10 protein-coding genes are annotated in these 22,237 nt (G+C 39.9%); all 10 read right to left on the reverse strand.

Annotation, left to right across the window (positions count from 1 at the left end):
- Positions 1-69: 69 nt before the first annotated feature.
- Positions 70-4,182, reverse strand: a complete 4,113-nt coding sequence (locus ESA94_RS01140) for a DUF4979 domain-containing protein (RefSeq protein WP_164972591.1) — start codon at positions 4,180-4,182, stop codon at positions 70-72.
- A 258-nt stretch (positions 4,183-4,440) separates the two neighbouring features.
- The gene (locus ESA94_RS01145) at positions 4,441-6,174 is read right to left on the reverse strand and encodes a RagB/SusD family nutrient uptake outer membrane protein (protein ID WP_129129024.1); all 1,734 of its coding nucleotides are present in this window, start codon (positions 6,172-6,174) and stop codon (positions 4,441-4,443) included.
- Positions 6,175-6,193: 19 nt separating this feature from the next.
- Positions 6,194-9,499 (reverse strand): SusC/RagA family TonB-linked outer membrane protein, encoded by a 3,306-nt coding sequence (locus tag ESA94_RS01150; RefSeq protein ID WP_129129025.1) that lies wholly within the window; start codon positions 9,497-9,499, stop codon positions 6,194-6,196.
- A gap of 30 nt (positions 9,500-9,529) precedes the next feature.
- Entirely contained in the window at positions 9,530-10,597 is a 1,068-nt protein-coding gene (locus tag ESA94_RS01155; RefSeq protein WP_129129026.1) for a LacI family DNA-binding transcriptional regulator, read from the reverse strand.
- 214 nt (positions 10,598-10,811) lie between these two features.
- Positions 10,812-14,999, reverse strand: coding sequence for a two-component regulator propeller domain-containing protein (locus ESA94_RS01160; protein ID WP_129129027.1), 4,188 nt, complete (start codon positions 14,997-14,999; stop codon positions 10,812-10,814).
- A 230-nt stretch (positions 15,000-15,229) separates the two neighbouring features.
- Complete coding sequence (locus ESA94_RS01165; RefSeq protein WP_240670950.1) at positions 15,230-16,264, reverse strand: glycoside hydrolase family 88/105 protein; 1,035 nt, start codon at positions 16,262-16,264, stop codon at positions 15,230-15,232.
- 142 nt (positions 16,265-16,406) lie between these two features.
- On the reverse strand, positions 16,407-17,675 hold the full coding sequence (locus ESA94_RS01170; RefSeq protein WP_129129029.1) for a DUF2264 domain-containing protein: 1,269 nt from the start codon (positions 17,673-17,675) through the stop codon (positions 16,407-16,409).
- A gap of 24 nt (positions 17,676-17,699) precedes the next feature.
- Positions 17,700-19,169 (reverse strand): sulfatase family protein, encoded by a 1,470-nt coding sequence (locus ESA94_RS01175; protein WP_129129030.1) that lies wholly within the window; start codon positions 19,167-19,169, stop codon positions 17,700-17,702.
- Positions 19,170-20,732 (reverse strand): beta-N-acetylhexosaminidase, encoded by a 1,563-nt coding sequence (locus tag ESA94_RS01180; RefSeq protein WP_129129031.1) that lies wholly within the window; start codon positions 20,730-20,732, stop codon positions 19,170-19,172.
- A gap of 21 nt (positions 20,733-20,753) precedes the next feature.
- Positions 20,754-22,208 carry an alpha-L-fucosidase gene (locus tag ESA94_RS01185; RefSeq protein ID WP_129129032.1) on the reverse strand — a complete coding sequence of 485 codons (1,455 nt, stop codon included), beginning with the start codon at positions 22,206-22,208 and terminating at the stop codon, positions 20,754-20,756.
- Between the last annotated feature and the right edge of the window lie 29 nt (positions 22,209-22,237).

Consider the following 22,237-nt stretch of genomic DNA (forward strand, 5'->3'; position numbering starts at 1 on the left):
GGCCGGAGATAACGATGTTGTTCAATTTTTAAACGCAATATCAACTTCACATAGTCAATTGATCCACACTTATAGTTTAACCAGTTTCCTGGTTGTAACAGCGCCATTAATGATCTGCACAAAGTAAACTCCCGGAGCCAGTGATTGCACCGGAATATCCTGTGCAAGATTTGTAAGCCTGATTGTTTTGATAACAGTACCGGTTGTATTGTATATCTTAACCAGTGCACCTGTACTTAAACTGTTAACCTTGAGTGTAAACTTATCTGCAACAGGATTTGGATAGATAAATGTTCCATTGCCATTATTTTCCAATGCAATTGCTCCTTCGTTGGCAGTACGGGTTGAAACAAGCGTACAACTTCCCAGGTGATCACCGTGATTCAAGTGATCTTCTACAGATGATGAAGTAATACAGATTTCTTTTCCGTTATGACAGATCATTACCTTGTTGCTGCCACTACCACAGCGCACATCGATCAGTTTAATTTCGATAGTTGCAGTTTGTGAACAACCCTGCTGATCAGTAACAGTGGCAGAGTAAGAGCCTGCATTGTTTACTACAATGGAAGATGTTGTTGCATTTGTGTTCCATAGATAATTATAGGATGGCGCTCCTCCGTCTGCTAATACCGAAAGAGAAAGTGTACCGGACCCATAGCCAAGGTAAATACTGTTCTTTACATCGGTTAATGGGTTCATTGCATATACATCCGGAATTGAAACAGTCAAAGCAGGATTTACAACAACTTTTACAGCTAATGTTTCACTATTGCCATGTGCATCTGTAACCGTCCATGTTATGATCGACTCACCGGCTTCAAATATTCCCGAAGCATCGTTTCCTTCACCAGTGCGTAATGTTGCGCCGGCAATGCTATACTTCATCTCTGCAATTGCACAATTATCACTTGCTGAAAGAAGTGGTATTGTGTATTGCTTTGTTGTATTAAAACAAAAGAACTGATCTGGAATAGCTGAAAGTTTTGGTTTCAGTTGATCAACAACTGTTACAATCGCTTTTGCAGTGTTGCTATAGCCTTTTGCATCAGTTCCCGTAAGCATTACTTCAACGGGGTTATTAATATCAGCACAAGAAAAAATTGTTTTGTCAATACTAAGTGTAAGCTCGCCATTAAAACTTTGTGACCCGTCGTTTACATCGTCGACTGAAATCTGGGCACTGCCATTTTCATCAACCAATAGTTGGATATTCTTAGCTTTTACCAATGGTGGAACAAATGCAAGTAATGTTTGCTTAACTGCATCGGCAGCATAATAATTATTGTCGCCGGGTTGTGTTGCAGTTATTTCAGCTGAACCTCCGGAAACAATCTGAATTTTTCCATTAACAATTTTCGCAACAGCTTCGTTCGATGAAGTGTAAACTACTGCTAAACCTGAGTTGGAAGTTGCGGGAGAAAAATCTTCATCACCTACTTTCTTTTCAGGAATTGCCGGAAACGTAATTGTCTGGTACATTGGCAAAACAAACTGCTGCAGTTCTTCAACTGTCTTTACTGTCTTTACCCAATCAACCTGGTAACCTGTTTCACCTGATGTGATATCTGCAATTTTAAACTGGAACAAAGTAAGGTTCGTGGGACTTGTTAACAAGGTATTAGCTGAACCAAAACCTGTTTTTGAAAGATCAAAATAGAAAATGCTCTCGCCTACTTTGCCTGTAAACTTATTGGAGCCATTACCAAAGGAGCCAAGATTTGTATCGAATGTAATATTAGCTACAGCGGGCTTCTTCAATTTGATTGCAATAATGGGATAGTTACCTGCATAAAGCATTGCACCTGCATTGCGTTTGATATCGCCACGGTAACTGCTGTTACTTTGTTGCGCAAGCGCTACTTTCAACTGGCCATTTTCTGCCGTTACTGTTGCCGCTGCAGTTGGTGTAGACCATCCATCAGTTGTTGAGGTGAAATTATCATTGATCAATCCTGTATTTGGATCGTAAGCAAGAATTTCATTGATGCTTTTAAATGTTTTCACCCAATCTACAGTATAAACTGTATCTCCACCTGCAGGAACATCTGCCATTTTAAATTGAAATGTACTCAGACTTGTTTGTCCAACTGTTGACAGAAAATTTGGAGCGGCGCCAAAGCCTTTCGTTAGATCGAAATAATAAATATCGGAGCCGATTTTTCCTGTCCATTTATTTGCACCGTTTCCATAAGCGCCAAGATTGGTATCAAAGGTCATGTTTACAACAGCTGGCTTTTTAAGTTTAATGGCCAGTATTGGATAATTACCTGCATGAACAATTGCTCCGGCGCTTCGTTTAAAATCGCCACGATAAGTTCCATTCGTTTGCTTCTTCATTACAACAGTTATTTCCTGTGTACCCGGAGTTGCAACCGCACCGGTGGTGGCTGTTATCCAGCCATCAGCATAACCATTAAAATTATCATTGATTAAACCTGCTGAAGTATTTCCTGTGCCAGAAAAAGTATAATCAGCTTCGGGGTTTAAATAAAAGAACAACGAACCATAACCCGGATTATCGGCACCGAAAGGAGCACCTTCTGCGCCAATGACTGTTGCTAATGCCTCCAATGTATTTGGCATCGTTTTGTTTTTGCGGAATACATAGTGATTGTAAGCAATTTCAAAAACAGCTCTAAAGCTTCCACGCCCATTCGATGAAATAGATTCGGGTGTATAATCCTGGTAATTCTTTTCGCAGAAATCATAACTTGTTTGATACGGTACATCATAACCAAGATTGTACTTGGCTGTATATTCATAACCACGCATGATTGCGTTGTTATTCGCTGCATATAAATCAAAGCCCTGCTTTAATGCGATCTCTGCAAGTTCAGCAAGCGAACCCATTGCAAGCATGGTATGTGGTTGATCCCGATTGCTCTCCTGTAACTGACCTGCATCGGTTAATACATATTTACCAATGCTGCCATTACCTTCTCCATAATAAAAATAGTTCACCACTTTGTTGAACATCGCATTGTCGTTACTAAAGACAGCAATGGCCATTAATGCTTTCATGCAAATAATATCCCAGTTGCCATGTGCACATGGCCGGAAGTTTTGCAACGTTGGGTAGAATACATTCTTCAACATGTTCTGACATTGCAGCACTTTCTCCGGTGCCCAACCTGAATAAGTATAACGCATCAACTCTGCTGCATTTGCCAGCATAAATCCATAGAGCCCGTTCAGTTCGGCATCCGCTCCAATAATTCCTTCTGTAAAACCTGCGTAGGCATCTAATATCTCGATCGACTTCAACGCATGCGCTTCATTTCCGGTAATATTCCACATCAATGCATTGTAATATGCTGCAAGAAAATCGCTTTCAACACCATTCTTTACTGCACCGCCTGATGCTGTTCCTGTTGGCGTAGCTATTGTTAACGAAGCATCACGTGTGAGATATTTAAAAGGTCCGGCTTTTGTATAATTGTAAGATGAGCGACTTGATGCAAGTAACAATTGATAACTTTTGTTTGGTCGGGTTACCTGTCTTGTTATTAAATCTTTGATCCTTGCAAGATCTGCAGTGTTGTGTAGCAACCCCGGGTGTGCAAATGCACCACTGTATTCAAAAACAGGATTGGTTGTGCCGGATGGATTTACAAACGTTCTCAATTCATCTACGGAACGGAATGTTTTTACCCAATCAATTTCATACGAAAAATCATTGGCAGCAATCTCAGTTGAAGAAAAAACAATGTCTGCAATTTTAAATTGAAATAAACTCAGTGTTGTTGGTTGTGTAGTTGAAAGTACTGTACTGCCCAGTTTTCCTGTAGACAGATCCCAATAGTATACATTACCATTGGATGTTTCGATCTTGGTTGAATTGTTATTGGTATTGTTGTATGCACCCAGGTTTGTATCGAAGAACCAGTTACACCTTGGTGGTTTGTTTATTTTGATAGCAACGATCGGGTAATTACCTGCATGAAATGTTACACCACCTGCTTTCTGAAAATCACCCCTGTATTTTCCGTTGCCTTGCAAGGAAGATGTAATGACAAACCTGTTATTTACAATTTGGCCCGAAGCTCCTGTTGTATTTGTTTGCCAGTTATAAGTATTGGCGGTAGAAAAATCATCATTCAACAATCCATCTTGTGCCAGCAGGTTTTGCTCTGTAAAGAGCATTGTTAAAAAAGCGATCGCAAAAAAAATGCGGCTCATCCGGTTACGTTTGCCGGATTTATTTCGTGTATGTTGATTAAAAAAAGTCATGACAAAATCGTTAGTAGTTTTGATTAAATTGATTTGCGGTACACTATTCCATAACAGCTGCGCATAGTTCTCCCCTTCGGGAAAAACCGTTCAGTATATTACTCAGCATACTACTTCAGTTGATGATGCAGAACTCTTGAATTGGCGGTGAAAAGAGTTTCACCGCCGTTTTCAAAGAGATTTGCTGCCATATAAATCGTTATACAATTATTGCCAACCAGGATTTTGTTCCAGGTTTGGATTTAATGCTCTTTGCTGTGTTGGAATTGGTAATAAGTAATTTTTAGCTTCCCATTTACGACCGCTTTCAAAAATGATATTACCATTGGCATCTACAGGATAAGGAGGATTACCACCTGTTTGCCATCTTGTTTGCCAACGTGTGCCCGTCCATTTAATTCCAACAACATTCATGGGCATTTCTACTTCTGCAGTTTTCCAACGCTTCAAGTCATCTACCCGAAAACCTTCTGCTACCAATTCAATATTTCGTTCTCTTCTTATTTCAGTTTGCATATCCAACGCATTGGCAGTTACAAAAGCATTGCTCAATTTTGGCATTGTTTTGTTAACACGATTACGTACCAGGTTTAATGATTTGTCTAGATCTGCATCTGATATCGCTCCATTACGTTCAAATTTTGCTTCGGCATAATTCAGGTAAACTTCAGCTAAACGAATCACCGGCCAGTCATATCCTTCTTCATTATCATTCAATCTTCTTTCTGTTTGCCATTTTTGTAAACCGTAACCTGTACCACCTGCATTATTTGCCCTTCCTCTTGAGTTGGCTATATCAATTGCATCGCCAAGCCAGTTAACTCTTGAACCTGGGTTTTCATTATCCCAATAATAGTTTGAGTCGATGACCATTGTGTATTGCATACGGTGATCCCGGTTCAGGTATTCTGATCGTGTCATGGCATAACCTTTAAACAATGGCGATTTATCAATCGGTAATCCATCTTCGCTCAGAAACAAGTCGGCAAACTTTTTTGAAACTGCACCAGCACCTGTATGCGTTACATTGTTACGAATTTGACGTTGTGTGAAAGAATAACGGTTTGCAAGGATGTATTCTTTATTTGCTGATTTAGCAATGCTTGCCGGATTAGATTTCTCGTCTTCAAGAATAAATAAATATTTAAGTGCAGAGTCGCCAAGTATTGCAGGTGCAAACAACTGGTATTGCGTGCTGGTTATAACAGCATCACTTGCTGCAATGGATTTATCTAATAATGCATTGTAGCGTGTAGCATTACCTGCTCTGAACTTTTGCCAGGTTCCTTCGTATAAGCCAACCCTTCCTAAAAAAGCTTGTGCTGCACCTTTGCTCACACGGCCTTTGTTAGCAGCTGCAATAGCCGATTCCAATGGTAAAACTGCAATCGCTTCTTCCAGATCTTTTATGATAAAGTCAACTACTTCATCTCTTGAATTGCGTGCTGCCTGCAGTTCTGCAGAAGTTGTTGAAAGCGGTTTGTCAACAATCGGAACGCCGCCGAACAATTGTAACAAATCGAAATAAACATATGCACGGAAAAACTTTGCTTCTGCTACGTATTGTGCAATGTCTGCCGGAGTAGAATATGATTTTGCTTTGTCCAGCAGATAATTGATTGCTCTCAATCGTGTATAGGCTCCGTTCCAACTACCATCAGTAGCAGATAATGTATTGGTACCATTGCTAAATGTGTTACGTGCTGCAACAAAATCGCCACGCATGTCGGCGTGCGGAGCATCATACAACACAGTGCCGAAAGTAATCATGTAGTTGTAGAATTCGTTGGCTGCAAGCTTAAACTGATCAGCAGTTTTCCAATAGTCTGCATCCGATATTTCGTTAATTGGTTTTAAGTCGAGCATCTTGTTGCAACTGTATTGGGTAAACAACAACAGGCTAACAAAAAGGAGAATTTGTTTATTATATAGCTTTTTCATTTTTAATTCAGTTTTAAGATTAGAATGTAACGTTAACACCAAATGTTATGTAGCGGTAGAAAGGAAACCTTTGGCTGAACGTGCTTTGATTGTTGTTGTTTCCATCTCCATTATTCACCACACTTCGAGACGCTTCAGGATCCCAGCCATCTCTGATCTTTGTTGTTTCCCATAAATCGTTGCCTGAGAAATAAACACGGAGTTTCTGAATTTTTAACCGTTGTGTAACTGCTTGTGGTAATGTATAACCAACAACAAGATTTTTTAATCGTAAGTAATCGCCATTCTCCTTCACCCAATCAGATGGGAAGTAGTTATAATTGTTGATTGTTCCTGTTGTAGAAATACGTGGATAATAGGCATCTGTTCTTGTTGAAGTCCACCATTCGTTTTCAAATGCTTTGTTTTGCGCCTGGAAGATCACCGCTGTTGGAATTCTCCAGTTACCGTCACGAATAATGGTGCGCTTTCCTACCCCTTGAAAAATTACATTGACATCAAAGCCTTTCCATTCAATACCACCATTAACAGAATAGATAAAACGTGGATCATCTGTTCCTAGATAAACTGCATCTTCCGGGAATGTGATCTTTCCATCACCATTCACATCTTTATACATGTTATCGCCCATTGCTAACCGTGAGTTTGCTTGTGCAGTGGTTGCACCAGATGGCATTCCAATATTGTTTCCGGGAATAAGAAGGCGATAATCATCCAACTGCTTCTGCGTTTGAATGCGGCCTGCATACACCAATCCAAAATAAGAGTTGATTGGATAGCCTTCTACTGCTCCATTTAAACCTCTGTTTGCTGAGCTGATGATTTTTTGTCCGCCAAAGTTTACCAGGTTTGTTGAATAACCTGAAACATTACCTCCAATTCTGTATGTTAGCTTACCAACATTATCTCTCCAGTTCAATGCAAGTTCCCATCCCTTTGTTTCTAATTTACCGTTATTACCTGCAGGTGCACCTACTCCCAACACAGAAGGATAAGTGCGTGCAATCAGCATATTGTTATTATTCTTTTGATAAACTTCAAAGCTTCCGCTTAAACGATTTCTTAATGCTGAGAAATCAAGACCAATATTGCTGGTTGTAACACGTTCCCATGTTCTGTCCAATGCAACAAGACCACCCGGTGATACCCGCACAACAGGACTGGTACCAAGAATAGGAAAACCGGAATTAGTAGCGCCTGATGTAAAGTTCATGTTGAGCAGTTGTATATATTCATACAAACTGATACCGCCCTGATTACCGACATTACCCCATGAAGCTCTTAACTTCAGATCATTAATGAACTTAACATTCTGCATGAATTTTTCCTGCGATATTTTCCAACCTGCAGAAAATCCATAAAAGAATTTCCAACGGTCATCTTGAAGGAAGCGTGATGTACCATCGTAACGTGCATTGAATTCAAACAAGTATTTACCTGCATAGGTGTAATCCACTCTTCCAAAATAACCTGCAAGTGCTGAATGGTATTGTGCTTCTGCTACTGTTTTAGAAGTTGGATCGCCATAGCTCAAACTGAGTGAAGGTGAAACACCGGGAACAATATCCAATGCTCTTGCAAAGAACCTGTTGTATTCCTGGCGCTCATATTGTGTACCGATCATGGTTTTTATATCGTGCATCGAACCAATGCTCTTTGCATATTCGAGATAGGCGTTAAAGTTGAAGTAAGCATCCTTACTGTTTGCTCTTTGATAGAAACTACGTCCTTGACCGGAAGGAGATAAAGAAGAGATCACATTCTCACCTGCATAATCATACCATGTAATTAAATTCTCCAGCGTTCTGTAATCGGCATTATGAAAATAGTAACCTGCTGCACCGACTGCTTTCAGGTTTTTTGCGATGTTATAAGTGAGATTAAAATTGGTGTTGATTCTTGTATTGAGTTCTTTTGCATCGCCACCGTAGTTTGCAATAGCAACTGTTGAAGCGTTCGCAATACCTGAACCCCAAACATATGGTTTACCTGTTAAACCCATACCACTTGCAGGTAAGCCCGGCTGAATACCATTGTTTAACACTGCACCAATGTTTGAAGGTTGGATGATGTCATTCCTTTCAAGAGATATATTACTTTCCAGTTTCAGTTTTGATGAAAACTGGTAATCGTGTGTTAAACGAACATTGTAGCGTTTGTTTGAGTTATTACCTACACGCAACAAACTGCCATCATCAAGATAGCCCAGCGAAATTCTGTAACCTGACTTATCATTTTTTGATGAAATACTTAACTGATGCTCTGTCGATGTTGCATCGTTGTACATATACTCCTGCATCGTTCCGGGAAAGAAAACAAAATCTTTTACATCGGTAAAGAAACCGCCGGTTGTAAGCCCCATGCCTGTAAGGGCTGTTGCAGCATCAGCAGCTTTCATATACTGGATGTTATTTGTAACTGCATATTGTGCAAGTTTTGCATAACGATACCAAAGATCAGAATTGGTAAACCCATCTGTAATACGGGCTTCTTCTATCATTGGGCCCCATCCTTTAATGTCAACAAGCTTTGGTTGTAAGCCGATCACTTTTCGTGAAACAGATCCATTGTATTCAATCACTGCTTTTCCTGATTTTGCTCTTTTGGTAGTAATGATCACGACACCACCTGCAGCTCTTGCTCCGTAAATAGAGGTTGCTGCCGCATCTTTCAGGAACGAAATATTTTCAATATCTGCAGGGTTAAAAGAATTTAGCGCACTTGAATTAGGTAACGTTAATCCATCAACAATAACCAAAGGTTCGCCACCATTTACAGAAGAGTTACCTCTTATCAAAAAATTCCATCCTTCTCTTCCCGGTTGTGACGAACTTCTTGTGATCGTTACGCCAGGCACCTGTCCTTGCAATGCTGCAATAGGACTTGACAAGGGACCTCTGTTTGAAAAAGTTTTAGCATCTACTGTTGAAACAGATCCTGTTACAGATCCTTTCTTCTTCGTACCGTAACCCACAACTACCACATCGCTTAATTGTTGATTGGTATTTACCAACTGAATGTTCAGTATTCCCGAAGCATCAGGTTTAGCTTCCAGGCTTTCGTATCCAACGCTTGTAAATACTAAAACAGAATTGCCTGATGCTGTTATTGAAAATTTTCCCGCAGCATCGGTAGTTGTTGAAGTCTTTGTTCCTTTTACAGAAACTGTTACTGAGGATATTGGCTCCATTGTTTTTGAATCAACTACAGAACCAGTTACAGTAATTGATTGAGATGAAGCAGCATTTGCAAGAATGGATAGAACAAGAACCAGTATTATTTTATAAACCGGCTCTATTTTCAGCAATCGTTTAAACGTTCTCATACACTTGTTTTAAGTAATTAAAATGTTTGGTTATAGTTTGGTTTCACTTTTGGACATGTTTGTTTTTACAGCGAATGTTGCATTCCTGACTGATGATTCCCGTACAATTAGCTCGGTTGGTAATGCATAGGTTTTTGCTGTCAGTACAGTATCGTTTTCAGACAATGCTTTTATTAAGAGCTGCACTATTTTCTTTGATATTTGTTCTACCGGTTGAGCAACAGCAGTGATTGACGGGGTGAATAGTTCAAAATGACTGTTATCATCAAACCCAACAATTCCAATATCGTTTGGAATGATCATCTGCAAATCCTGAATAGCTTTTAAACCACTTACGGCGAGGTAATTTGTACCAAATAATATCCCATCAACGCCGGCATATCCACTGATGAATTCTTTGATTTCTGCAGACAGGTTTTGTACAGATGTTTTGTACCTGACTTTTAAACAGCGGCTTTCCAGGTTTGCTTCAGCAATGGCCTTGTTGAAACCGGCTAGGCGCTCACTCATTTGAATTTGATCAGAGTCCAGCGTTACAAAAGCGATCTTCGTGAAGCCATTTTCAATTAAATGCATTGTCGCTGTATAAGCGCCACCTGCATTATCAATCACTACGTTTGTTGTTGCTATTTCGGGGAAGTAACGGTCAAAAACGATGACAGGCTTGGCTTCGTGTAGTAGTTCAAGAATTTCCTTTTGAATGCCGGGGGTTGGTGCAACGATGTACCCATCTACCTGGCGTTCACGGAATAAATGAAGCAGGTTTCTTGCTTTTTCTGTGTCGTTGTCGGTGCTTGCGTGAAATATCTTGTAACCCGATTTATAAAGACTGTCTTCAACAATTCTACCAATGGCTGAAAAGAAAGGATCCGAAATATCCTCCACCAACATTCCTATAATTTTTGATTTACCTGTCCGGAGGTTTTGGGCAATCGGATTGGGTTTGTACCCGATGCTTTCGATATAACTAAGTATCCGCTGTTTAACAGGCTCACTTACCTTTTTACCACGTTCGCCGCCTTTTAATACGAACGAAATAGTGGTGGCTGACACCCCTAATTCCCGGGCAATATCATGTATGGAGAGTTTCTTTTTCAATATGGGGCAATTCCTGTTTAAAATGATAAACTCGATTAGTAAATCGGTTTACCATTCAAAATTAGAGTGGATTACCCCGAAACCGGGAGGGTGGCAGATTGATAAAAAGGGGGGCGGAGTATGATTTTTGCTGAATTTTACCTGAAACAGGCATCTTTTTTAGCCATAGAATAAAGTCACCGATAAATTCATTTGACTTTTGGTTCGATTTGCATCAAAGGCCACTTTCCGGATTTATCAGGAATTGATCCTGGAAAGGCTTGCGGTATTTTTTAATGTATTCTGATGGCTTTAGTCCAAACAGCTTGTGGAACTGCTCCCTGAAAAATTTAGCGTCGTAGATTCCTACTTTGAAGGCTACCTCTCCCACATTTTGATTTGTATTGATAAACAGCTCGGCAGCTTTCCGCAGCCTTACAAAACGAACAAAGCCTTGTAAAGACTGCCCGGAGATCATCCGTATTCGTTTGTATACACTTGAATAACTTCTTCCCATTTGAGTGGCAAGCTGTGTTATCGTGAATTCATCGTCCTCAAGATGCTCCTCCACAATAGCGATGCATCTTTCAAGAAACTCCTTGTCTTCTTCAGAAATTTTCAGATCGTGTTTCTTCAGCGTAATCTCATTAAAGAAGTAACGTTGCAGGTTGATCCTGCTTTTCTGGAGATTATTTACCCTTGCTAACAATAGTTCCTTTTCAAAGGGCTTGGTAATATAATCATCAGCTCCACCCTCAACCCCTTCCAGCTTCAGATCTGAAGTGTGCGTTCCGGTGAGTAGAATAACAGGGATATGACTGAGCGAATTGTGCGATTTTATTTTCCTGCAAAAATCAATACCATCTCCATCCTCCATTTTAATATCACTGATAATGATATCCGGCTGGTGCTTTTCAGCCATTTTAAGTCCCTCTTTCCCGCTTTGTGCTTCATAAACGTTGAATTGATCTCTGAACATTCCCGATACATAGCTTCGTATTTCTTTATCATCATCAACAACAAGCATGATCTGTTTTGCTGAAAAAACAGATTGCAGTTGCCCCTCCTCCGTATTTTCCTTTTCAGTCTCCTCGCTAAGCAGCTCATCACTTTCATTCAATTCATTCAAAAAACTCGTCTCTATATTTTTGCTTTCAAACACCTCTACATCTTTAAAATGGTCTTTATCTTTTTTCAACGCTATTTTAAAGGTTGTGCCTTTTTCTAATATGCTTTCATATGAAACACTTCCGTTGTGCATTTCAACCAGTTGCTTTACGAGGTATAGTCCTATGCCAAAGCCCGGTTTTGTTTGAACACCCGGGCCTTTCGCCTGGTAGAATTTGTCAAAAAGTTTTTCACCGGCTTCTTTAGGTATGCCGGCACCTGTGTCCTTAACAATTACTTCTACTTCCGAATCTGTTTCAACTATTTGAAAAATGATGCGGCCTTTGTCAGGCGTATATTTTATTGCATTTGAAAGAAGGTTGTACAAAACGATCTCCATCTTTTCCCGGTCAGCGTATAATTCAAGTTCCGGATTATCAGCTATAAATTCATATTGAATGTTACGAAGCCTTGCCTGTTGTACAAAACATAAAAAAACTTCATGGGAAAGTGTGTAGAAATTAAGTTTTGCAGGCTTTATCTTATCAATTCCTGCATCCGTCTTCCGGAAAAAAAGTAACTGATCAACCAGGCTAAGCAAACGGCGTGCATTCCGATACACAATTGTCATATCTCCCTTCTTATCATTAACCTCCCGTTTATTTTGTAAGAAGTCTTTTACAGGATTTATGATCAATGTCAATGGTGTACGAAACTCATGTGTGATACTGGTAAAAAAATCGAGTCGTTTCGTATTCAATTCTTTTTCCTTTTCACTTACGATCCGATCAGCTTCGTGTATTGCTTTTTCCTTTTCATACTCAGCACGATGTTTTTCAGCCTCTGCTTTTTCTTTTTCAATACTAATATTTGCAAAAGCTATTTCATATTTCAACTTAGTTTGACGGTGACGATACAACCAAAATACATATATCAACGACGCCACAATTAATAGATAAGATGTATATGCCCACCATGTACGAAACCATGGTGGAAGAATGACAATTCGAATAGTTCGTTCGCTTTTACTCCAGTTTCCCTCAACATCAGTGACTTTTATCCGAAGTGTATAAGTGCCTTCGGATAAATGTGTATAGTTAGCGATTCTCGTTTTTCCTGAATAATTCCAATTTCGATCCCAACCCTCGAGATAGTATGCATAGGATATTTTTTCAGGGATCGAATATTCAAGTGCTGCAAATTCAACTGAAATAACAGCCTGGTTATAGGGCATTTTCAATTCCGTAATTTCATCCTGGCTTGTCTTCATTACATATGCATTGTCTGCATTAATGGCGCTATTGTTAACCTTGATACTTGTTACAACAAGTGGAGGGAAAGTTGTAACTGAAGTAATTTGTTCAGGATGAAACAGATTAAATCCTTTTATACCTCCAAATAAAAATTCTCCGGAACGAAGTATTAAAGCAGAGTTATAATTAAACTGGTTGCTTTGTAACCCATCATTATAATAGTAATTCTTAAAAACTTTTGAAGCTGGATCAAACCTGGAAAGACCATTGAGGGTACTTATCCATAAGTGACCTGCAGCATCCTCCAATATATTCAATACAGCATCACTACATAATCCTTCATCAACTGTAAATCGGGCTTTTATTTTTTTCTGTTGGCGATCAAACAAAATAAGCCCACCTCCTTCTGTACCTATCCAAAAATTACCTTTACGATCTTCATAAATTGCCTTTACCGGCTGGCCCAATGTAAAAAACTCATGCCTTTTAGTAACCCGGTCGATCTTAACTAACTGATTTAAATTGCCACCCCAGAAGTTTCCGGATTTATCTTCGGTTAAGCAAAAAAGATCTGACAATCCTGTATCAAATGCCTCAAAACGATCGTTCAGTCTATTGTAATAATATAAGGCTCCGTATCGCAAGCCTTGTCGAAGAGTAGATGCCCATAATGTCTTCTTACTGTCTGAATATAATATTGATATTACAGGGTTTTCCAGACCAGATAAAGGATTTATACATTTATAGCGTTTGGATATTTTACCGTCCGGATATAGACGACACAAACCGGCATTAAATGTGCCCACCCAAATATTGTTATCAGCATCTGATGTAATTGTTTCAATTGCATCAGAAGGCAAAGAATTTTCATTACCCGGCTTTGACTGAAGGTTTGTAAACTTATTTTTCTTTCGATCCCAAATGCTTAAGCCAGCATCATCAGTACCAATCCATAAGCTGCCATCATTTGCTTCAAAAAAACAAGACACAGAATTACCAGAAAGCCCTCCTGGTATTCCGGCATCATGAGCAATTAAGCGAAACTTTTTCTTTTGAGGATCGATAATATTCACTCCGCCTTTAAGCGTACCTATCCATATTCTTCCATTCGGATCCTCATAAATTGCGTAAACATAGCCCGACAGCAAAGAAAATTTTGAATCTCCTGCGTTCAGGAATTCCATGCTATTTGACCTGGTATTCCAAATATTGACGCCTTTATCTACAGTGCCGATCCATAAGTTATGCTCTCTGTCAACTGTAACACTCCAGATCTTTTCAGAATTCACGGGAATCTCCAGAGCTGGTCTGCCTTTTCCCTGAGCGATATCATAATGATACAATCCCAGTAACCCTCCGATCCAGATATCATTTCCATCAATATCGATTGCAGAGGCTGTTTGTGCTGTTGAATCGATCAATTGAAGTTTCATTGAAGCATAGTCAAATAAACACAGACCACGATTTTGAACAAACACCCACACTTTGTTATCCTTACTGATTTTTATCGCCTGAACGCCAAAGCGTGTTGTAGTTCCACCGGGAACAGTAAGTGCAACAGAAGTAGAAACTGGAGAACCATTTTTACAAAAGAATAAGCCTGAGTTTTCTGCTCCAACAAATACGTTATTTGAACTGTCTGTTCCAATTGCTCTAATTACATCGTTAAGGATGCTATTCTTCTTATCAGCTTTAACCGATAGGCGATTAAATTTATCGGTAAGACTATTGTATATACTAACACCTCCTCTCGTCCCGATCCATAAATGACCATTTTTATCCTCGCTTAAAGTGTTGATAAATGGATTGATTAAAGAAGTGCTATCGTTTACCTTACTTCGAAATATCCGAAAAGAATACCCGTCGTATCGATTTAGACCATCATAGGTGCCAAACCACATAAACCCTTTATGGTCACGCAATATGCATCGAACAGAATTATTTGAAAGTCCCTGATTGATACCCAGGTAAGCAACCGGGATTTGGGCATTAAGCGGTATAACAGTGATGATAATACCGATCAATAAAAAATGAAGCTGCCGCTTTCTGATAACAGAGATCATGGTCTTTCAAAATTATGTAAAGTACAATGATTGATCGCTGAAAAGCTGTAGAAAAGCATGTGGCGCTTTGTTCTGCATCGACAATGTAAATGCCCGTGTTTTGAGTTTTGATTTTTTATTGGGAATAGAAGCTTATTAAATTCTGTACATCTTCAATCAAAATTTTTGAACATGGTTACCACTGTGCACGAAATAAAAAAGCAGTTCAAATGAACTGCTTTTTTATTGCATTACTTTTTCTTGCTTTTCCGCTTCACTGGTTTTCGATCTACCAACTGCATCAACTCAGTTCCTGTAAGTAAGAATGCTCCCGGCCCGTATACTTCTGTACTGTTATAATCAACTACACCGGGCTTCTCTCCTATTTTTTGAACATAACCAAGTTTACCATCAGGATGAACCGATGTTACCAACGCCACCCATGCTTTTTGCAACACAGGAAAATAGTCATCGTACGACAAATAACCTTTGCGGATGCCCCAGGCTAAAGCATACGCATAAAATCCTGTACCACTTGTTTCTTTTGATTGATAGCTTTCCGGATCAAGTAAAGCAGTATGCCAGGTGCCATCAGGTTGTTGCAGTGCTGCAATACGTGCAGACATTTTTTTAAACAGTTGCACAAATTTTTCTTTGTTGGCATATGAGTCGGGCATATTGTTGATCATACGCACCAAACCACCCATAACCCAACCGTTGCCACGTGCCCAAAACATTTTCTTTCCATTGGCTTCAAGCTGATTGATATAACGGCCATCACGGAAATATAGATTCTCTGTACTATCGAATAAGAATGCTGTTGTTTTCCACCAGAGCTGATCTGCTTTTTGCAGATACTTCATATCTCCTGTTGCTGTTGTTAAATACGCCAATGCAGGCGGCGCCATAAACAATGCATCGCACCATGCCCATTCACGCAACTGAATACTGTTCTTCCATTCAAGTGATTCGTTGTGTTGTTTCGCAACAATGCTGTCGGCCAGTGGCTTGAACTTAGCGATCATTTCCGGCTTCTTATAAATCAAATAGAGCTGCGAATAAGTTTGTGCTACACAATAATCATCACCAAAAAAACGACGTGGGCCTGTATTCCAGTTATTAGCCGTACCAATCTTTATCAAAAAATCATGATAGGTTTTTGTGTTGCTGATTGTGGCAAGCTCCATCACACCTGTATAAAATGCGCCGTTTGTCCAGTCCCATTTTGGCCAGCGGTTACGGCCTTTTTCAAATTCATTGATCTGCCAGCCGGCAACCTTTTCCATCTTGGCTTTTATAAAGGCAGGTTTAAAAAAAGAATCACTCTTCACTTGTGCTTCCAGGTTAGTATGCAAAAAAGAAACAAGCACTAAAGGCAAAAGAAATCTCTTCATCATCATTCGTATTTAATCTGTATTGATTGAGTAATTAATAATCCACTGCATAATCTTTTGCAAATGGTTTTCCGCTCCATGCTTTGCGTTGCGTCCATTCTGTAAATGGATCTGACCAGAATTTATGATCTGCAGGTAAGCCTAATGAAAGAAACACAAGCGAGGTAACATACATGCTGCCTGTGTTGGAGTAATAATCTGCAAGGTCTTTTTGATTGTTACCTAATAAACCCAATGTTAACCATCCTTCTTTTGTAAAGGTGGAAGGAATGAACATGCGTTTCATAACTGCAGTTAATGCACAACGCACTTGTGCAGGCTCAATGGTTGAAGGCAATTTATTTTCTAATGCGAGTTTCACCAATGGCTGAAAAGCACCCACACGATAAGTTGAAGAACGACCAACAACCAGATACGTTCCTTCGGGAGAAATATAGCGTTCCTGGAACGAACCATAACGCTGCATACGTTTATAAGCTGTTTCAAATTCTTTGGCCTCTCTTCTGCCCTTTGCTACGTTAATGCGTAACACATCTACCAGCATAGGATGCATTACAAAACCATTGTAGTGATCAAAATGAAACTTATCGCCATCGCTGTACCAACCATCGCCTACATACCATTTGGTGATCTGGTCAATGGCATTATCAATTCTTGCAGCATCAATTTCTTCACCAATACTCAGCAGAAAACTTTCAATCATTGCCGCAAACAATAACCAGTTACTTTTAAATGGTTTTATGCGGCGTATATTTTTAAATTCATGAATGAACTGTTGTTTTGTTTTTTCACTAAGTGGTTTCCACAACGCATCTGGTGCATACAGGAAAGCCTGTGCAATATGTGCGGCATCAACTAATAGCTGTGCTGTTTTACCATCGCCCCAAAATAAATAATCTGCACTGGTAGGTTCTACTGAATGCGCAAGACTTTGTAATGTTTGCGTACGAAGACGTTGCCGTATTTTACTTTCAGCAGTTGCATCATCAGGCAATGCAAGAAAAGGTGCAATACCTGCAATTAAACGACCGAATGCTTCCATATAACCAACTTGCGCATTTCTGCCATCCCATGTAGGACTGTATTCCATTTTCATGTTCTTCCGCAACTCACCCTTACTCATATTACTCAACACAGGTGTAGCGATCTTATCAAGTAACGTAACCCAATAATCACGGTCGCTTTTGCCGGGCAATGTTTTATCGCTGAACAAAACGGCATCTTCTGCAAGCGCAGCTTTGCCCGGCAGCAAACCTGCAACACCAAGTAAAGATGACCATCGTAAAAAGTTTCTTCTTTGCATATCTCTTCGTTAATGCTTCCGTTATTAATTAGTTTTTAGTGTTACTGTTGCAGCAGCACGTGTATTTTTTCCTTTGCGTTTGGTCAAATCATCACCGAGATCTTCTCTTGCCTGCTCTGCAAAACCAAGTATCAGCTGTACAATTTCAGGATAGTTTTTTTGTACATCATACACCGTTCCGGGATCATGTGTAAGATCATACAAAGCCATTGGCACAGACTTTATTGGTGTTGGCCCCGGCTTTCCATCTTTACCCGGCTCTCCTGCTGAATATGCCTGCGATGAATGTGGCAATACCAGCTCCCAGTTTTTATAACGGATGAGTTTAAGATTGTTTGCATCGTAATACACATAGAACAGATCACGTGGCGATTGATTTGTTTTGCCGGTTAGCAACGGCAGAAAATTTAAACCATCAATTTTTTGTTTGGGTGATGTGGCTCCTGCTGCTGCAACAATTGTTGGAAGTAGATCCATATTCGTCAACAACTGGTTGCAGACAGTCCCTGCTTCCACATTGCCTGGCCAGCGTACAAAGCAAGGCACTCTTGTACCGCCATCCCATGCTGTACCTTTTCCTTCACGCAAACCACCCGATGATCCTGCATGATTGCCGAAGGATAACCACGGGCCATTATCGCTTGTTACAATTAGCAATGTGTTTTTTGATAATCCTGTTTTATCAAGCAGATCAATAATGCGGCCGATCGACCAATCAATTTCAGCGATCACATCAGCAAACAAGCCAGCTCCTGTTTTTCCGGCAAATGCCGGCGATGCAGCCAATGGCACATGCGGCATTGGATGCGCTAAATAGAGAAAGAATGGTTTTTGCTTTTGTGCAGTTATAAATGCTTCTGCTTTTTTTGTGAAGGTTGATGTTAAGAATGCTTGTTCCTGTAAACTCAGAATTGTATCAACCTGTTTATCTCCATCATATACCGGCAGTGGAGGAAATTTCATTCGCCAGTTACTTGTATCTGTAATTGGTTTTCCTTCATAATCGATCGGCCACATATCATGCGAATAAGGAATACCATAAAACTGATCGAAACCATAATGTATTGGAAGATGCGGTGCCGTTGCACCTAAATGCCATTTGCCAAACATCGCTGTTGCATAACCTGCTTTCTTTAATAACGATGTGATTGTTTCTTCATTCGGGTTTAATGCTTTTGTGCTCCACGGCATTAAAGCACCACCACTCATGCCGATACGATTAGGATAACAACCTGTAAGCAATGCTGCTCTTGAAGGAGAACAAACAGCCTGAGCTGCATAAAAATGTGTGAACCGCATGCCTTCCTTCGCCAGCCTGTTAAAGTTTGGAGTGGTATAACCGGTTGCGCCAAAGGGTTCTGTATCACCATAACCCATATCATCCATATTTATAAGAATGATATTTGGCTGCTGTTGTTTTCCCTGCTGTGCATTTACATGAAAAGCAAAAACAGTTAAACAGAAACACAACAGATATTTTTTTATTGGCAACATTTATTTTGTTTGAACGGGATGATAATAATTGATACCGGCTTTCCTGTATAACACAAAATGCTTTGTAAGATTTTGTGAGAATACATCGAAATTTTTCCTGCTTGTCCATGCTGCTTCTGCCAATGCTGCAATGCGTGGAAACAACATATAATCGAGACGTTGTTCATCCTGCATTGCTTCTGTCCACACATTGGCCTGTATGCCGAGGACTTGTTTGCTGTTTGAAGAACTTACAGGCGATAAATTTGTAACAGCGAAATCATACACGTTCTTTAACGGGTTAAATAATTTTCCTCCCCATTTACGGCCAACAGTATGTGTGCTGTCCTGCACAAAATCGAAATACAAAGGCAGGCGTGGGCAAAGCACAACATCGTATCCTTTGCTCAATGCCGTTTGCAATTGTTTAGGCTGATCGTGGCGCCACCAGAATAGAATGGTTTTATCAACAGGCAATCCGCTTTCTGCCACTTCATCCCAAGCCAGCACTTTTGCATGCATGCTGAAAACAGAATCGGCTATGCGTTGCATAAAATATTGCTCTACCTTATTTACAGTTGCAAGGTTTTGTTTTTTCATCAATGCCTGCACCAATGGATCGGCAGCCCATTTTTCATTACCAAAACTAACTTCATCGCCACCGAGATGCAACATGCCGGATGGAAACAATGCATTTGTTTCTCTTAAGATCGTTGTGAGATAACTATAGGTTTCTTCTTTTGCAGGATGAAAGGTGAAGTCAGGATGTTTATCGGAACCGCCACCGCTGTATTGCGGATAAGCTTTATTGGCTGCGGTTGCATGACCTGGCATATCAATTTCCGGTATCACCACAATATTTCGTTCAGCTGCATAACGAACAATCTCCCGTACATCTTCCTGCGTATAAAATGTTGCTGTTGCAAATGCATTGGTATAATTGCCGATGCCTCCTACCAATGTCAGCAACGGATATTTTTTTATCTCTAATCGCCAGCCGGGTTCATCGGTTAAATGCCAGTGAAAGCGATTGAGTTTATAAAACGCCATCCAGTCGAGAATAGACTTTACTTTTTCTTTTCCATAGAAATGTCTAGATTCATCCAGCATCAATCCACGCCAGCCATACAAAGGAGCATCGGTTATGTTCCAGCAATCTACCAACAGGTTTTCATGCTGTTGTTTACTGCTGTTAAACAATTGCAATAACGAAACAGCTGCATAAAAAGCACCTTGCTCATCATTGGCAGTAATAACGATTTCATTGGCCGACATATTAATGTTGTAGCCTTCTGCTTTCAAATCTTTCTGCTTTGCTTCCTGCCAGCGAATAACCGTATGCTGTGAAGTTTGTTGCATACTTACAGCAATATGAAATTGTTCCAGTAGTTTTTGCTGCAAGTAATAAGCTGCATCTTTAAACTTTTTATCCGTAACAACAAAAGCTGTTTTATTTGACAGCTGAAAGATTGCCGTTTGTTTTGCCGCTGTTTGTGGTTGTGGAATAACAGGGCATTGTGCTGCCAACTGATTCGTTACAGCAAGAAAAATTAAGACGATTGATAATTGTTTGAATAAAGACATGCTGAATAATTCGTTCTCTGTTTATGTTTTTGCTTTCGGGCCTGCCTCTTCCTGTTGTTTAACCGGCTTTATATCCAACACAATTACAAATGGCTTTACAAATGTTTTGCCTTTGGGTAATTGAATAAATGAAGCACCGTAATCAAGTTTCTCTGTCGATAACTGTTGTTTACCTTCTAAGAGGGTTGCTTTTTCAACAACATAATTTGCAGATGGCTTTATTTTCAATGAGCCCGATAACGGAACATTGAATACAATCATGTACACTTTATCCTCTCCACGTTTCTTTGTGTAGTAACCCCAATCCTGTTTTTCCCAACCGGCATATTCACAATTATAAATCGCATCGCTGTTGATCTTCATCCATTCGCCGATCTCTTTTGCATTGGCTATTTCTTCTTTGCGGAAACTGCCATCGGCCTTAGGCCCAAAGTTGACAACAAAGTTGCCGCCGAGTGAAACGCATTGTGCCGTCATCTCGATCAGTTCATTAGTTGTTTTCCAATGGCCCATCCATTTTTCTGCATAACCCCATCCGTTTTCCGGAATGGTCATTACGCAATCCCAATCATTACCATGCACATCGGCATAGGTCTTTGGAATTTTTCGTTCCCAACCCTGTTCATAATCGCCCATCAATACACCATTGGCATCCACATGCCTGTTGCCTTTTTCATCGGCACGCAAACGGCTGCCAATGATCAAACCGGGCACAAGTGATTTTAAATATTGTTCGAGTGAATCGGTAAATGCTCCACTCTTCTTCCAACTATTATCCCAGGTGCCATCAAACCAAAGTCCTTTTGTTTGCGGATAACGTTGCAACAATTCCGTTAACTGATTTTTTGTAAACAGTTTAAAGCGATCAAAGGCAATGCTGTCTTCTTTTGTTTTCAGATCATATCGCCAATCGGGATGATGCCAATCCATAATGGAGAAGTAGAGATACACATCTATCCCTTCTTTGGTATAAGCATCCACCACTTCTTTTACAATATCTTTTTTGTACGGTGAACTTTCAATTGTATAATCAGTGTATTTGCTGGGCCACAAACAAAAACCATCATGATGTTTGGTGGTGAAGGTTAAATATTTCACACCCATCTGCTTTGCCATTTTAGCCCATGCCGTAGCATTAAAGGTCGCCGGATTGAATTGTTTGTTCAATACATCGTACTCTGCATTCGGCACTTCTTTCCAGGAGCGTATCCATTCAGCAGCGCCGTTGTAATACTTACCCTTGTACTTCCCTTCTAAAATGGAATACAGTCCCCAATGAATAAACTGTCCTAAACCATAACCACGCCATTTAGCCATATCAGCATCCATACGTTTACCTGTACGATGTGCACCGTGTTGTAATGGTATAGGTTCTTTCTTAACAGTTGATTGTGCTGTTGTATTTAGTGAGAAAAGACTGCAAACTGCAATAACTGTAAACAGCTTTGCAACTTTGCTTTGTTTCGTCCTGTTCATCCTTTTTTATACTTGTTTTAAAGAGAAAG

The organism is Lacibacter luteus, from assembly GCF_004118265.1.
Taxonomy (GTDB): domain Bacteria; phylum Bacteroidota; class Bacteroidia; order Chitinophagales; family Chitinophagaceae; genus Lacibacter; species Lacibacter luteus.